The following is a 16,470-nucleotide window of genomic DNA, read 5'->3' as shown; positions in this document are numbered from 1 at the left end:
ACTGACTAATACTGAGTTGCTTTGCCATTTTATTTTGGCTTATGCCTGTTTTATTTAAAGCAAAAATCTGGCATCGTTGTTCATAGGTCAGCTGTTCATATGTTTTCATTGTTGCATCTCTTGCTGGAGAAAAAGCGATAAGCATATATTCAGCTGACCACTTTTTCTACCTATTCAAGTTATGCACTTACTATTTGAATCCAAGAAGTGTTTCAAATTTAATTCGAATTTTTTCAATACGATCTCTATTAACGTTAAAGTCTGAATAACCAATTCTAGAACCTGAACGAATATGTATGGTTATATCTTTAGACTTTGTTTTTGGGAAGTAAAATTCTACATCATCAACAAAACCAAACACTTTGGAGCTAAACTCAGCCCTAATATAGCTATTTTCGGTCACTGTGACCTTTGAATTTTTAAATTCATTAACAATTTTCACCATATTATTTTTTATTGCTAATCTTGTGCCCTTAATAATAATAGGCTTGATATATTGCTTTTCATCATTTAAAAAGCTGCTAACACAATTAGGTTTATCAGGACATTTGGTTAATTGCCCATTCTCAATGCCTAGATTAGGTGCTTTTGCTGTACACCCAGTTAAAAATATCAAACTGGTGAAAACAACTTGAGTGAGTTTGTTCATTGCTCAGATCCCTTAAATTAATAGATTTATATAAAGTAATAATAACGTTAAGCGCGTAAGTTAATAATGATATTAAAAAGTCTATTACAAATATACGATGTAAAGCATAGATCTCATTGGAACATACCAGCTGATTAAGTTACCCATTTTTATTATTTACTCACCATAACACTCTAACGATATTGATTTTTTAACAGTCTATCAATGGAATTAGAGTTAATTAATTATCAATGACTCTGACCCCATTGATAACTGTTCAACAATATTATATGCATAGATGTAGTCGAGCTTGTTCGCTGCGATCTTATCACTGAAGCCAATGCTAGATAGTGCTGAAACAAGTGTTAATTTGGCTTGTTCTATTGGCGAACTCATATGATACAAGGCGGCATTTTTACGGGCATTATGTTGAATTTTTTGGGTGCGTGGCAAGCGTATATTTTGATAACTTTGCAACGCGTTTTGAATGTCAGTATCACAAGCCAAACAATACGCCAAAGCATAACTGTCCTCAATAGCCATCGCTGCACCTTGAGCTAAAAATGGCAACATGGGATGGCATGCATCACCTAAAAGTGTAACCTTTCGATCTGACCATTGTTCAAGGGGTTGCCTGTCGAACAATGCCCATAGAAAACAATGATTGGTTACGCTTAATAATTTGGTTATCTCGGGATGCCAATCAGCAAAAGTTGCTCGCAATTCATCGATATCACCGGGCTCATTCCACGATTCCTTTTGCCAATCTTTACGTTCTTGCACGGCAACAAAATTGACTAAGTCACCGCCACGAAGATAATAGCTAACGAAATGTTTTCCCGGCCCTACCCATAGGTTGGCACTGGGTTTAATTAATCCTTTCGGCAGTTTACTTGCTTTGACCACACCACGCCAAGCGACTTGTCCAGTAAATTCAGCTGGTTTTTTTCCTAACATACATGCTTGGATATTTGACTTGATCCCGTCTGCACCTATTAACAAGTCAGCTTTTATACTTTCATTATTGTCAAAGTGGATTGTTAAATTTTGTTGGGTTTGTTGGTAACTTTGAATAGCTTTACCTAAGTGAATAGTTACGTTCATATTTACGCAGGCATTATATAGAGCAGTATGTAAGTCTGCTCGGTGAATATGCAGGTAATGCGCGCCATATTTTTGTGTGGCGTTATCACCCAAAGGCACAGTGAAGTATGGTTTGCCAGTTTTATAATGACGCATCACTGCTGAATCTGGACTAAAAGCCTTAGCTTTAACCTCGTTGGCTATACCAAGAGCTTGTAATACATGCATGGCATTGGGGCTAAGCTGTAAGCCTGCCCCTACTTCGCTAAGTTGAGAGTTTCGTTCGTAAACAACCACCTCAAATTTACGTTTAGCCAAAGCTAACGCGGCACACAAACCACCAATACCGGCACCAGCAATAACAATTTTTTTACTCAAAACAACTATCCTACGCTGTAGACTCGTCTATCCATCAATGGCATCAATGGCATCAATGGGGTCAGAGTTAATGGTTTTAAAAATATTATCAATGATTCAATTATCAATTACTCTGACCCCATTGATAATTATCAATTACTCTGACCCCATTGATACTGACCCCATTGATAATTGAGGTAGGCCTGTAAGGTTATTAAAAAGCATTGGCAAGTAGCGATTAATAAATTGAATTCGTTAATTTAAAAGCCAAAAGCTTGCTTCTAAATTCATGGATATTCCTCAGATTCTTGCTCTATTAATACTTGTTAATTATACCAATGTAAAGAAAAGCTTGAGTAGTGAATACCGCTCAAGCTTTTAGATAACAGCTAAAAAGTTACACTAACTTTGCCATAAACATATCGTCCGGTAAAACCGAAAGGTGAAAAGCCAGAGTAAGAAAACAATCGAGAAAAAGTGGTTACATCTTCAACCAATTCACGCGTTGTATCAGGGTAAACATCAAAAATATTATTCGCCCCTAAAGTAAACTTAACATTGTCTGTTAGCGCGTAACTGACATCAAGATCAGTCACCCACTTTTCAGGTAACACTTCATTGCGAGCAGGGTTATCAGATGGGTCTTGTGTTTCACCATAACGTGTTGTTCTTAGCGTGGCATACCAACTATCTTTATTCCAAGTCGCACTAAGGTTCAATTTACTTTTTGGTGAGCCAACTTCAAATCGACGCAATTCATTACCAGAAAATAAATTATCCTGATCAAATCCTGCATTTTGTAATACAGTGGGTGGATTAATAACGTCAGTTACTTCATTTTTATTATAGTTAAAACCAGCATTAAGTAATAAATTACCTATCTCTGCCATATCCATAGAGTAAGTTGCAACGACATCAATACCTTTAGTTGTACTATCAATAGCATTTAAGAAAAATCGTGCGCGGTTGGCACCACTACCTGCTAATAATGTCTCTACTTCAGGGCCTGATAAGTTGTTTGACAAGACAATACGATCGTCAATATCAATGCGATAATAGTCGACCGACAAGCTAAATTCAGCCAATGGTGTCCAAGTAAAGCCGCCGCCAATACTCATGGCATCTTCAGCGTCTAAGCCCGGAGAGCCCAATGCCTTAGCCACATTACTGTTTGGCGAGAACGTACCGGTTTCTGTTGGTATAGCGTCAACGAAAACAGTAGAAATAGAGGTGAAATATTGTTGCTGTAAAGAAGGAGCTCTAAAGCCTGTTGAAGCCGAAAAGCGCAGTGCAAACTCATCAGTTAATGAGATCCTATTGGCAACTTTACCACTTACCGTAGAGCCAAAATCAGAATAGTCTTCATAACGTGTTGCCACAGTTAAATTCCATATTTCAGTAATATCGGCTTCTAGATCAATATAGGCACTGACATTATGACGGCTGTTGTCGCCTGCTGATGCGGGTGTAAATCCAGGAAACACTTGTGAACCAGCAGCGCCAAACGGGCCATTTACTGGATCAGTGACCGCACCACCACGACCAAAGCTACCAAGCTCGTAAGATGCCGCTTCACCTGCTTCAATTTGATAGCCCTCATTTCTATATTCAAAACCAAAAGCAACATTAAGGCTACTGTCAAACATATCAACATCGACTTCTTTACTAAAGTCTGCATTCAATGTCAGTTGATCATAAGTTAATGTACCGGCATCAAATTCAGTTTGGCTTGACGGGCCAAATGAGGTATTTAAACTATTAGTGACGCCAAATTGAAACTCATCTTTCCCATAAACTGCCGATAAATCGTAATTATAATCATTGATATAACCACGTACCCCTACAGCTAAAGAATAATCAGCAATATCTGATGTAATTACCGGTAAAAAACCATCGGGGTAAATACTTTGTATATTACGACTGTCTTGTGCACGGCGATAAAAGCCCCCTCCCTCTCCTTCTCGGCCACTATAAGAGCCAAAGGCATAAAGTTCAGCATTTTCGTTCAGGTAGTAGCCACTATTAACAAATAATGCAATGTCTTCTACTTCGCCATTCCCGTAGGTATGATTATATCTATTGGTTGTTAATTCGCGTGAGTCTACATTACCATCATCAAGTCGTGCGTAATTTTCTCGTTGGTCATAATCAGCACGATTAGCCGAATGGCGATTACGAAGCTCTGCTGATACATTAACAAAACCATCTTCACCCAGCGCAAAACCTGAGTTAACTCTTAATGTTAATGTTTGACCATCAGTGACTTTTCGGTCACTACCCTCAACAAACGCTAAATTACCATCATCACCAATACTCACTGACTTTAAATTAGGCACTCCATCCATTGTAGAGACATTTGCACCATAGGTTACCGATGCTGAGCCACCACTATTAGCATTTTTAAGGACAATATTAATGACGCCAGCAATGGCATCTGAACCATATTGAGCCGCAGCGCCATCACGCAACACTTCAATTCGCTTAATGGCATTAGCAGGAATGGCATTCATATCGACCGCTGATGAACCTCGTCCAGAAGAACCATTTAAATTTAATAAAGCACTACTGTGTCGACGCTTACCATTAATTAATACTAAGGTGTGATCTGGTGCTAAGCCTCTTAATTGTGCAGGTCGAACATGGTCTGTACCATCGGTGATTGAAGGTTGAGGAAAGTTAAAACTGGGTAGTAATGTCCCTAAAATTTGGTTGGTTTCAGTAAGACCCGTATTCGTAATTGCATCAGCGTCTATGATGTCGATAGGGACAGGACTATCTTCAATACTGCGTCCTAATCGTCGTGAGCCAACAACACTAATTGTTTCTATATTTTCATCAATCTTAGTCTCTTCTGCCAAAGCACTAGAGGTGAATACCATTGCAGATAAACCAGATAAAGCGATAGCTGAGGTAATTAAGCTTAGCTGTGATTTGATATGTTTAGTTTGTATCATTGTATTATTCCCATGGTAGTTGCTCTTTATTTCGTTCTATTATCAGTAATTTTCTTTTCTGTTATCTACTTGTGCTGAATAACTGCCATGTTAAGAACAGAGCACATAGTAATACCAAGCTGATCACTTAATTAGTCAAATTGGTATAACAATAAAATATATCAATGGGGTCTATCAATGGCATATCAATAGGGTCAGAGTTAATGATTTTCATTAATCATTTATTTTCTTGATATATAAATGATTTTTTATCACCCCCCCTAGCTAAAGGACTTGCTCTTCTACCCGTTTGTTGTTCTATTTGAGCTTTAAATCGTTTACTGCCGAGCACCCAAGCTTTATTTGTTGCTTGTTGTATTTCAATGAAATTTTTTGGCGATATGTGCTGGTGAAATAACGCATGATAAGCTTGTTGTCTCAACTCACTATTGACTCCTAACATTTGATAACAATAATGAGGAGTGATTAACCGACTCGTTTTTCCTAATGCATTATGGTGAAAACTTGACCATAAATATGCGCTGGGTACTAAAACTATATTAGCCCTTACTGGGTTTAGTTCGATATATCGACTCACCACTAAAAAATAGTTTTCACTATCTACTAACGTAGATTTATAGCGCCCTTCCCACAAGGTGCCTGTTCGACAATAAGTATGATTAATATAGCGCACATAGTAACGCCCCAGTGATTGCATCAATTGACTCACACCTTTTTCAGTCACGGGTGTAAGCAATAAATGTACGTGATTCGTCATCAACACATAGGCATGCACTTTGACCTGGAATTTTTGAGCATAAAAATTTAGTTTATCAAAGTAAATTTTATAGTCCTGCTCAGCAAAAAAGCATAATTGACGGTTATTACCGCGTTGAACAACATGTTGCGGAATATTAGGTAAATTTAAACGCGGGAGTCTTGCCATATTATTCACTAATCCATGTGAACTAAGTTAACGTTAAAGCTAGTTCACTAGCAGCCAAATATCAATGACTCTGACACCATTGATAGTGTATCAACCAAGCTAATCAGTTGTTTTCTCGCGGTAGTCATAAGAAGAACACTTTTGCATCAAGCTCATTAATCAACCTTAGTTCAAGGGCTGATAATGCTCAAACAACAATGGCTGCTCTAGTTATAACCTCTGTTTAATGCACCGCGAGATTGAACCCATTATATTTTAAATGATCCTACGTGTTGATCCAATATGTGTGCTAGCTGCTCTAAATTTTGACTTGTTACTTCGAGATCCTTACTTGCACTCAAGCCTTCTTGTACTAAGTTGTTCACTATATCCATATTGATGTTAATTTCATTTGCCACAGATGACTGTTCTTCTGTTGCTGTTGCCACTTGTGTATTCATATCGAGAATAGCCATAACCTGCACTGATATTTTCTCTAGGGCTTTTTGCGCTTCTTCCGTTGCTTGCGTGCCTTTAACTGTTAATGCCTTACTACTGTCCATTGCATTCACCGCATTTTTTGCTTCTTGTTGCAGCTGATCAATCGTATTCTGGATTTCATCTGTTGAGTGGGCAGTTTTAGTTGCAAGGTTACGAACCTCATCGGCAACGACGGCAAAACCTCGTCCTGCTTCACCAGCGCGAGCGGCTTCAATAGCGGCGTTAAGCGCAAGTAGGTTAGTCTGTTCTGAAATACCTCTGATTACGTCAAGAATCGATCCGATAGATTGAGTTCGCTCTGCCAGTGAGCCGATCACTTGCGACATGTTATTCATTTCACTCGCGAGGGTAGTAATAGTATCGGTTGATTCTTGTAATATTTTACTACCAGATTGCGTTTCATTGTTGGCAGTCTCTGCTGAATCTGCAGCTCCTGCCGCATTTCGTGATATTTCATTAATGGTTGCAATCATTTCATTAATTGCGGTAACCACTAATAGAGTTTGTTCGCTTTGATCTTCACCTCTTGATAGAGCTTGCAGCGACTGACTACGTAATTCACTTGCCGACTGGCCTAACCCCGTGGCCGTTTGTAAAACCTGAGAGATAATTTTATTAATATTACCTACAAATACGTTGAAGGCGCGAGAAATATGAGCAATTTCGTCATTACCGTGTACGGGCAATTTCAAAGTCAAATCTCCATCACCTTTAGAAATATTTTGCAGAGCTTCTTGCAAGCCTAAAAGGGGTTTGAAAAATCGATTGAGTAGCCACATCAGTACACATATACAAATTAAAAATATAACTATAATGGCTGTTAACTGGGTGAATACAATATCCTGTACAGCGGCACTCACTTCTACAATCGGTACGCCAATATCAAAAGCACCGTATAACTCACCATTAACATAAATTGGCGTCATAATGTCGTAAACCCATACCTGTTGTATATCAGCATACCATTTAGAGTGTTTAGCTTCGCCTTTACCAGCGCCTATTATGGTGTAGTTATCATCATAAACCTTACCTATTTTTTTACTATCACTGTGGGCGATAGCCTCAATTTTTTTGTTAATAACCACAGCATAGCTAATATCTGCACGCTGTTTCAACGATTCAACGAGGGTTTGTAAATGCGCTAAAGGTTGATCAGATTGTTCTAAAATATATTCGATATTTTTAGTAATTAGTTGTGCTTGTGCTTGAGATTTATTAAAAACAATTTTGTCGATTTCTAGATTGGAAATATAAGATGTTGAGGAGATACTTGTTATTGCTGCAATAACGAACATTACACAGACAGCAATTAATATTATTTTTTTCATACACAAACCCTTGATAGAATTATCTAGTTAAACAACGTCAAACTTATATATTGACTCGTTATACCAATTTGATTAATTAAGTGATCACCTTTTTCATGAAAAAAAATGGATAAATACAAGACATAAAATTTAGTCAGTAGTTATTCACCTTATGAATTTTATAACGCAGTAGTTATTCATTTTAACCATTAGAAATACGCAGGTAATTAATCAACTTAGTATTACAGCTGAGGAAACAGATTGTTTATATCTGTGTTAATATTCCCACGTTAATTTAGATTAATACTAGTAAATAGGGTCCGAGTCACTTTAAAACAGTAAAATCATTTTTGTTCTTGCTCTAAACTTAAGGCCTGCCCCCCTTTCCTTCAATAATACACCGGCGAGTAAGACTCTCTATACTCGTAAAAAAGTCATCATTACTCGGGCTAATCGCTTGTTAATCACTGGGCGAATATCTTCCAACGACTGACCTGCTATCTGATGTACAGAAAATCTGCGATAAGCTAACTGACGCTCTTGTTCATTTATATCAAGCCGACTGTATATAAAATGGGGGTTAACAAATCACTCTTTTTACCAAGAGCATTGCATTGGTAGCTTGACCAAAAGTAGTCTGCTGGCTCATCAATCAGTAATATATAGGGCCAGTGCCTGACCCTAGAGGCTTAAGAAAATTACTTTATTTTACAATAGAGGCTGCATCCAAACAATGGACGATGATAAGAAACTGGAAAATGGCTTTAAATCGATTTGTGATTAAATTCGAAGACTGTTTAAAGCACTTTATTTAACAGCAAATAACTAAGACACCCAATTTATCAATGGGGTCAGAGTTGAATGGTACTTAATTAAAAAATATTATTTTAATTACAAGTAGTTAAATTGAAATAAATTAAATTTAAAGTAAAAAAGACCATTTGGTTGCGTTCAATAAACCCAAGATAAAGCCTTATTGGATGAATCGAGAGGCCTATAATGAAGCGCCTGAAAAAATCACCACTCGAGAATGTAAGGTAGGTCAAAAAACACTGATCAGCACAATGCTGGCAGCAAAGAACTACCCAAAGAAAGTGCTTAGCGCATTGTTTAATGCAACGTTGGCATGTAGAAGTAGATTTTAGAAATCTCAAAACGACATTGGGCTTAGTTGTTCTCAGCTGTAAAACACCTGAAATGTGTCAAAAGGAAATGTGGGTATATTTTTTAGCCAACAATTTGATCCGGTTATTGATGGCGCAAGCTGCAGTTGATCACAATTTATTGCCAAGACAACTGAGCTTTAAGCACACGGTGCAAATATGGAATACGTATTCTTTGCTAAAAAAGCGTTAGATGATCCAATGTTTGCTTTGATAACAAAACGGATCGTCGGCAATAGACCGGGGACGAATGGAGCCAAGAGCCGTCAAACGACGACCCAAACCTTATAAGTTATTAATGCTCCCTAGCGCTGAAGCTAGGCAAAAAATCATGATAAATGGTCACTAAAAAAGATGACGTAGCCCTTTGATATTAAGCGTTACCCCCTTAATTAAGTGCTATTCGACTCTGACCCCATTGATACAGACCCCATTGATACACTCCCAATAGCCAGCTATTGCTCAATCGAGCGCCTTACCTTGAATTATTTTTCCTGCGCACAACAAGATCACAAACTTAATGGAACTGGTATTAATGCTCCCTAGCGCTGAAGCTAGGCAAAAAATCATGATAAATGGTCACTAAAAAAAGATGACGTAGCCCTTTGATATTAAGCGTTACCCCCTTAATTAAGTGCCATTCGACTCTGACCCCATTGATAGACTATGTTTAAATTTGATGTGTTATATTTTTACAATCAACTTGTACAGGTTAATTTAATCCACAAAAAAAGCGAGCCGTAGCTCGCTTTTTACATTTTATATTAAGTAGTTACTAATCCTGATAGCTAGAAACAGGAGGACAACTGCAAATTAAATTTCTGTCCCCATAAACGTCATCAATACGGTTAACTGTTGGCCAAAATTTATTCACTGCCGCCGCAGGCACTGGGAATACTGCTTCTTGAATCGTGTAAGCACGATCCCAAGGTGCAGTAATGTCCGCTAGTGTGTGTGGTGCATGGTGTAATGGGTTATTTTCACTTGTCCACTCGCCAGAAGTCACTTTATGTACTTCACTGCGAATTGAAACCATAGCTTCAATGAAACGATCAAGCTCAACTTTTGACTCAGATTCAGTGGGCTCAATCATAAACGTACCCGCTACTGGAAATGACATAGTGGGCGCATGAAAACCGTAGTCTATTAGGCGCTTAGCGATATCAACTTCAGTAACACCAGATTCAGCTTTAAGTGGACGTAAATCAATTATACATTCGTGTGCAACACGGCCATTTATGCCAGTATAAAGCAATGGGAAGTATTGGCTAAGCTTTGTCGCTAAGTAGTTAGCATTGGTAATCGCGTATTTGGTTGCATCTGTGACGCCTTTTTTACCTAATAAGGCAATGTATAAGTATGAGATACATAAAATACCTGCACTACCGTAAGGTGCAGCTGATACAGCGGCATTACCTTGCGTACTTTCACTAACATTAATTAGCGTATGATCTGGTAAAAACGGCGCTAAATGCGCTTTAACGCCGATAGGACCCATACCTGGACCGCCACCACCATGTGGAATAGCGAAAGTTTTGTGTAAATTTAAATGTGAAACATCAGCGCCGATAAAACCTGGCGAGGTAACACCTACTTGGGCGTTCATGTTCGCGCCATCAAGATAAACTTGGCCACCGTGTTCATGCACTATGTTACAAATTTCAGCAATCGTTGTTTCATAAACACCGTGCGTTGACGGGTATGTGATCATGACACAAGATAGATTATCAGCTAGTTCACTTGCTTTGGCACGCAAGTGGTTCATGTCAACGTTGCCTTCTTTATCACAGTCAATCACCACAACTTTCATACCCACCATTTGTGCTGACGCTGGGTTAGTGCCATGGGCAGAAGCAGGTATTAAACAAATGTTACGATGTGAGTCGCCACGGCTTTCATGGTATTTGTGAATTGAAATTAGGCCGGCATACTCACCTTGTGCACCTGAGTTTGGTTGCATTGAAATATTGTCGTAACCGGTTAGTTCAACTAACCAATCACCCAATTCGTCAATCATTTGCTTATAACCCTGCGCTTGGTCAACAGGGGCAAAAGGATGCATGTTGGCAAATTCAGGCCATGATACTGGGATCATTTGCGCTGTCGCGTTTAATTTCATGGTGCAAGAGCCCAGTGAAATCATAGAATGGTTTAAGGCTAAATCTTTGTTTTCTAATTTTTTGATGTAACGTAGCATCTCAGTTTCACTGTGATACGAGTTAAATACTGGGTGCGTTAAAATCGCAGAATCACGCTGTAATGCCGCTGGGATTGACGAATGACCTGCAGCGATAATTTGCTGATCGAGGGCTGCTACGTCTAAGCCGTGATCTGCACCTAATAAAATATCAAACAAAGTTTGCACGTTTTCACGGGTAGTTGTTTCATCTAATGAAATACTAATTTGACCGTCAACATCGGTACGAAAGTTAGCGCTATTAGCTAATGCACGAGTAACAATTTCGTCTTTATTGTACTTATTACCTTCAGAAAAGTTAAACGTTAAGGTGTCAAAGTAGTGTTGATGAAGTGCTGGCAAGCCATTTTGTGCTGTACCTAAAGATAAAATGTCAGCAAAGCGGTGTATGCGTTCAGCAATAATTTTTAAGCCTTTAGGACCATGATAAACCGCATAAAACGCTGCCATATTGGCTAATAATGCTTGCGCTGTACAAATGTTTGAATTGGCTTTTTCGCGGCGAATATGTTGCTCACGCGTTTGCATCGCCATACGCAATGCTGGATTATTTCGCGTATCTCTAGATACCCCAATAATACGACCTGGTAATGAACGTTTGTACTTTTCAGAGGTAGTAAAAAATGCCGCATGTGGTCCGCCGTAGCCCATAGGTACACCAAAGCGTTGAGTTGAACCAATAACCGCATCAGCACCTAATTCACCTGGTGCTTTTAATAGCACTAGGCTCATAATGTCAGCAGCAACGGCAACAATGCCTTTTTTCTCATGCACATTAGCAATTAAATCGCTCAGGTCAGTGATTTCACCCGTCGCACTTGGGTATTGTAATAAGGCGCCAAATACGTCGTGTTCAACAACTTCTGCAGCCGGTGCTACAACAATGTCGAAACCAAACATTTCGGCACGTTGTTTAACTAAGTCAATAGTTTGGGGATAAACTTCACTTGAAATAAAGAACAAGTTTGATTTTTTGTTTTTTGATACCCGTTTCGCTAAGGCCATGGCTTCAGCGGCTGCAGTACCTTCGTCAAGTAATGACGCCGACGCTAGGTCTAAACCTGTGAGGTCGATACACATTTGTTGGAAGTTTAATAATGACTCTAAACGACCTTGGGCAATTTCTGGTTGGTATGGCGTATATGACGTGTACCAGCCTGGATTTTCTAACACGTTACGTAAAATAACGTTAGGAGTTAGTGTGCCGTAGTAACCTAAACCAATATATGTCTCGTTTACTTTGTTCAAACTTGCTACCGCTTTCAAATCGGCTAAAGCTTGTACTTCAGTTTTGCTTTCTTCGATAGCCGGTAAATCAGCTAAACGAATATCACTAGGCACGATTTCGTCGATAAGGGCATCGACAGATTCTGCACCGATATCCTGCAGCATGGCTTGTGTTTGCTCATCACTTGGACCAATGTGACGTCGAATAAAATTTTGTCTTTGCTCTAATTCGGTCAAAGATAAAGAGTCATTATATTGAGTAGTCATAAAACAGCTTCACTATAAAGTTGGTGGTATTTAATAAAAAGAAAGCCCTGAACTATTAAATCAAGTTAAGGGCTTAAATATCGTTTTTGATAACAATCGGCTTTTAGGCTCAGGTGTAGATGGTGGCGAACTTAAACTTAGCACCTAAACTGAATACTTTGGTTAAGTACCTAAGCTCAGCACTTACTTCGATGTAAGTAACGCGATTAATGCTATAAGTTGTACGAGTTTAATCGACTAAATGATCACAAAAAACAACGTGTCTTATAACATAATAGGCCTAAAAAATTAATCTTCGTCGATTGAGTTTGCATAAGCTTCTGCATCAAGTAAGTTTTCTAACTCACCTTCGTCTGCAATTTTTAATTTGAATAACCAACCGCCACCAAAGGCATCTGAGTTAACTAACTCAGGTGAGTCTTCAAGATTTTCATTCACTTCAATCACTTCACCGGTCATCGGTGCGTAAATATCTGATGCAGCTTTTACCGATTCGGCTACGGCAACATCGTCACCTACACTAACTGTGTCGCCCACTTCAGGTAACTCAACAAATACCATGTCACCTAAAAGATCTTGTGCGTGTTCAGTAATACCAACAGTAACAACACCGTTGCCATCGTTGCGTACCCATTCGTGTGATGTTACATATTTTAATTCTGAAGGAATGTTGCTCATTGATTTTTTCCTAATCTTTATTTTTAAATTGGATATACCAAGCAGATTAACTAATTGGTACTAACGACTGTAGTATGAAGCTTACTTGCGCTAATCATCCCATACTATAGCTTAAATTTTTAGCATTTTTTAACTGGGTTTTATGGCTCATTAATAAAAGTTAACCTAGCCCTCAGCGCTTAAAAAGCTTTTTTACCGTTACGCACAAAACTTGGCTTAATAACATGAACCTTAACTAGCTTTTTACGCATTTCAACTTCTATTGTGCTACCTAGCGCTACACTACGTGGTACACGAGCCATCGCAATACTGTAACCTAAGGTTGGTGAAAAAGTACCTGAGGTAATCACACCTTCGCCAGCTTCAGTGATCACTTTAAGGCCACTGCGCAATACGCCTTTTTCTTCAAGCACTAAACCAACAAGTTTAGGTTGATCGCCAGCAGCACGTTGCGCTGCTAGTACTTCACGACCATTAAAGTTACGGTCTTCAGGTGCCCAGCTAATGGTCCACGCCATATTAGCCGCTAATGGCGAAACGCCTTCGTCCATGTCTAAACCATAAAGGTTCATACCGGCTTCTAAACGTAAGGTATCGCGAGCACCTAAGCCACAAGGCTTAACACCCAGGTCAAGCAATTGTTGCCACAGTTTGGCAGCTTGCTCAACAGGTAAGGCTATTTCATAACCGTCTTCACCGGTGTAACCTGTTGTAGCGATGAATAAGTCGCCGGCTTGGGCCGAGAAAAATGGCTTCATACCTGCAACAGCAGCGGTTTGCTCCGTATCTAATAAGGTCGCTACTTTGGCTTTGGCTTGTGGGCCTTGTACGGCGATCATGGCAAATTCTGGACGTTCAGTTATTGCTACGTCAAATCCTAATGATTGCTCATTGATCCAAGCTAAATCTTTTACGCGCGTCGCTGAGTTAACCACTAAGCGATAATTGGTATTACTGAAGAAATAAACAATTAAGTCATCGATAATGCCGCCTTCAAGATTACACATACCGGTATAAAGTGCTTTACCCGCAACGTCTAACTTAGCCACATCGTTAATCACTAAGCGGCGTAAAAATGCCTGTGCATCAACACCTTGAACATCAACAATAGTCATGTGTGAAACATCGAACATACCCGCGTCTTTACGCACCGCATGATGTTCTTCAATTTGAGAGCCATAGTTAATTGGCATTTCCCAACCGTAAAAATCAACCATTTTAGCGCCAGCTTCTAAGTGCTTAGCATGTAATACTGTTTTATTTGTCATCGTACGTTTCACTCACGTTAGTTGTTTTATCTAAGTTTTTCAGCGCTTAATATAAGCATGACAATTAAACCTAGGATAAAGCCGGAAGATTTACAAAAAGTGCTAATGATTATAGCCCTGAGTAACTGTTGATTCAACAGATAAGAAAGTATATTTGAAATTTAAAACCGACTAAAGGAACTAATTAAAATTATATTTTTAAAATGGCTTTTTTTGAAAATATAATTCCTTGATCGCATACAAAGTCAGACTGCAGCAAACTTAAATTTTATATTGCTAAAAAGAATAAAATAACTACTTTGCTCAATCTGCCAATTTGTTATTGGCTGATTGGGCAAAATGGTGGTTTTCTTGACTAAGCAGTCAACAAAATATGGCGATAAATGTGAAACTACAAGCGCTGTTTTTGTTATGGCACTTTTTGTGATGATTGCTGCGAGACTTGTTGCGGAATTTTTTTGGAAACTTGTTCTGACACTTGTCCTGATAATTGTAGCGGCACTTGCTGTGAAAGTGCTTTGGCTAATTTAGGTAAGTCATCTTTAAAACCCAACGCTTGATTAATCATTAACGCTTTTGCCGGCTTAATATTATTGATTAACGACATACCTAAGCCACGAAGCAATTTAATCGCGCTTTGTTGAGGCGTAAAGGCTTGCTTAATAGCCTCCATCGAGGCAATCATTTCTGCTGCTTCAGTTTTGCGCCAGCGGGCAAATTGTTGCAACGATTTATTGCTATACCAAGCGTTGTCATTAACCGTGCCCTTGGCTTGTACTTTGCGAAGTTGCTCGCTGATGGTTTGTGACAAAGCGGCAGCATCAAGCAAGCCTAAGTTAACGCCCTGCCCAGCTAACGGATGAATGGTATGTGCCGCGTCGCCAACCAATACCATTCTGCCTTTGACAAAATCTTGCGCAAAGCGCATGGTTAACGGGTAGGTAAATCGCTCGCCTACTAGCGATACCTGCCCTAACTTGCCATCGCTAGCCGCGGTAATTTCTTTACCAAAGTCTTCTGCTGACAAGGCAGTTAATCGCATCGCCTCTTCAGGACTTGTTGACCAAACAATGGAGCATAAATCAGCTTGATATAAAGGTAATAGTGCTAAAGGGCCAGTATCTAGAAATACTTGCCAAGCAGTGCTTTGATGACCTTGTTGGCATTTAACTGTGGTTACAATCGCGTGATGATCATAATCTCGAAAGATTAAGGGTACGTTCATTTGTTGACGTACAAAAGAGTTTGCCCCATCAGCACCAACCACCAGTTTCGCCACTATTGGCATAGGTTGGCTGTTGGTCTGGCTGTTATACTCAAAGGTAGCAAAAACTTCGTTATCGCTTGGGTTTAATTGTTGGAGCTTACTGTCAGTAAAAAACTCAATACCGCTGTCTTGCTGCGCTTTCTGCCACAAGGCATTACGAATGGCTTTATTTTCAATAATAAAGCCTAACTGCTCTGGGCCGTTACCATTACCCAAGGCTGAGCGGCTCACATCTTTTAAAGCAAAGTTGAGCTGTCCATAACCAGCTTTGTCCCAAATATGCATGTCGTAATAAGGCTGAGCACGTTGGGCGATAATGTCTTGCCAAACATCAAGCTGGCTGAATATTTGCTGGCTAGCCGCATTAATAGCACTAACGCGCACTTCAGCTTCGTCGCTCAACGCTTCAACAGGCGCATTATCAACAATAGCGACACTTAACTCACTTTGTTGGCGAATAGCAAGCGCTAGGGTTAAACCCACCGTACCGCCACCTACAATTAATAGATCAAATTTTTGCATTGTTTTTCACATTTATGTTATTCAGATTCATAAGCCAACAAGGTTGTAGGTAGCTCATTATTTTTGTACTTGTACACTTGGATCAAGTAGCTAGTTTTAAGGCTTGAATCACTGGAAAATCAACACTTATAACGCTAACTTACCTGA

General features: G+C 39.2%; 9 protein-coding genes. All 9 read right to left on the bottom strand.

What is annotated here, in order from left to right; all coding sequences use genetic code 11:
- Positions 1-190: 190 nt before the first annotated feature.
- Positions 191-649, bottom strand: coding sequence for a DUF1499 domain-containing protein (locus tag ESZ39_RS06785; RefSeq protein WP_146879154.1), 459 nt, complete (start codon positions 647-649; stop codon positions 191-193).
- 216 nt (positions 650-865) lie between these two features.
- A complete protein-coding gene (locus ESZ39_RS06780; RefSeq protein WP_146879153.1) occupies positions 866-2,089 on the bottom strand; it encodes an FAD-dependent monooxygenase in 1,224 nt (407 codons plus the stop codon).
- Between the two features lie 368 nt (positions 2,090-2,457).
- Positions 2,458-5,022, bottom strand: a complete 2,565-nt coding sequence (locus ESZ39_RS06775) for a TonB-dependent receptor plug domain-containing protein (protein WP_146879152.1) — start codon at positions 5,020-5,022, stop codon at positions 2,458-2,460.
- Between the two features lie 217 nt (positions 5,023-5,239).
- On the bottom strand, positions 5,240-5,947 hold the full coding sequence (locus tag ESZ39_RS06770) for a transposase (protein ID WP_146879151.1): 708 nt from the start codon (positions 5,945-5,947) through the stop codon (positions 5,240-5,242).
- A gap of 248 nt (positions 5,948-6,195) precedes the next feature.
- The gene (locus ESZ39_RS06765; RefSeq protein ID WP_146879150.1) at positions 6,196-7,755 is read right to left on the bottom strand and encodes a methyl-accepting chemotaxis protein; all 1,560 of its coding nucleotides are present in this window, start codon (positions 7,753-7,755) and stop codon (positions 6,196-6,198) included.
- A 1,917-nt stretch (positions 7,756-9,672) separates the two neighbouring features.
- Entirely contained in the window at positions 9,673-12,588 is a 2,916-nt protein-coding gene (gene gcvP / locus ESZ39_RS06755; RefSeq protein ID WP_146879149.1) for an aminomethyl-transferring glycine dehydrogenase, read from the bottom strand.
- A 288-nt stretch (positions 12,589-12,876) separates the two neighbouring features.
- The gene (gene gcvH / locus ESZ39_RS06750; protein ID WP_146879148.1) at positions 12,877-13,266 is read right to left on the bottom strand and encodes a glycine cleavage system protein GcvH; all 390 of its coding nucleotides are present in this window, start codon (positions 13,264-13,266) and stop codon (positions 12,877-12,879) included.
- Positions 13,267-13,445: 179 nt separating this feature from the next.
- Positions 13,446-14,534 (bottom strand): glycine cleavage system aminomethyltransferase GcvT, encoded by a 1,089-nt coding sequence (gene gcvT / locus ESZ39_RS06745; protein ID WP_146879147.1) that lies wholly within the window; start codon positions 14,532-14,534, stop codon positions 13,446-13,448.
- 409 nt (positions 14,535-14,943) lie between these two features.
- A complete protein-coding gene (locus ESZ39_RS06740) occupies positions 14,944-16,323 on the bottom strand; it encodes a UbiH/UbiF/VisC/COQ6 family ubiquinone biosynthesis hydroxylase (RefSeq protein WP_146879146.1) in 1,380 nt (459 codons plus the stop codon).
- Positions 16,324-16,470: the final 147 nt, after the last annotated feature.

The sequence above is a fragment of the Colwellia sp. C1TZA3 genome (genome assembly GCF_007954265.1).
Taxonomy (GTDB): Bacteria; Pseudomonadota; Gammaproteobacteria; order Enterobacterales; family Alteromonadaceae; genus Cognaticolwellia.
The sequence above is the reverse complement of the archived record's forward strand: the minus strand, read 5'-3'. Positions and strand labels throughout refer to the sequence as shown.